Origin of the sequence: Colwellia demingiae, assembly GCF_007954275.1 — a bacterium.
Lineage (GTDB): Bacteria > Pseudomonadota > Gammaproteobacteria > Enterobacterales > Alteromonadaceae > Colwellia > Colwellia demingiae.
Genome location: NZ_VOLT01000035.1, coordinates 1 through 659, shown reverse-complemented (window position 1 = coordinate 659; position 659 = coordinate 1). Strand labels below are relative to the sequence as shown.

General features: G+C 38.8%; 1 tRNA gene and 1 rRNA gene. Both read right to left on the bottom strand.

Annotated features, from left to right (window positions below):
* A 23S ribosomal RNA gene (locus tag ESZ36_RS22440) occupies positions 1-115 on the bottom strand; the annotation flags it as partial.
* 464 nt (positions 116-579) lie between these two features.
* Positions 580-655, bottom strand: a tRNA-Ala gene (locus ESZ36_RS22435).
* Positions 656-659 lie beyond the last annotated feature (4 nt).

The window sequence follows — 659 nt, the reverse complement described above, 5'->3', positions numbered from 1 at the left end:
GACATCTTTGGCTATAACGGTTTTTATCACCTCACCAAAGCTTTTCGCAGATTAACACGTCCTTCATCGCCTCTAACTGCCAAGGCATCCACCACATACGCTTAGTCACTTAACCATACAACCCTAAATAGTCTCATCCGAAGATTTGAAAACGAAGTGCACCCTGGAGACTAATCCGGGGTAATTGTAAAGTCTGACATTTTCACGTACTCACCATTATCTAAATTAATATCAAATGGGATGAGTTACTTGATAAGACATCATGTTCTTTCGAACAGTATGAATTCGATAATACGTTCTTGGGAGAACGCACTATCACCATCACAACACTCACGATAAGAGAGTGTCATAACAGCTTGGTATTTATAATCACCTACGTATTTTAGAAGTAATGAGCGCGACACCCTTTACTAATAATAAGTAGCATATAAATACCGATATTTATATCAGCTTTCCAGATTGTTAAAGAACTTCAAATCAGCACACATTCGGCATAATTCGTGGTTTAAAAAACCAAATTTAAAATCACTTTAAAAGTGTATTTAAATTTGGTCTCTTTCTTTAGTAAAAGATACAAGATGGTGGAGCTAAGCAGGATCGAACTGCTGACCTCCTGCGTGCAAGGCAGGCGCTCTCCCAGCTGAGCTATAGCCCCATCA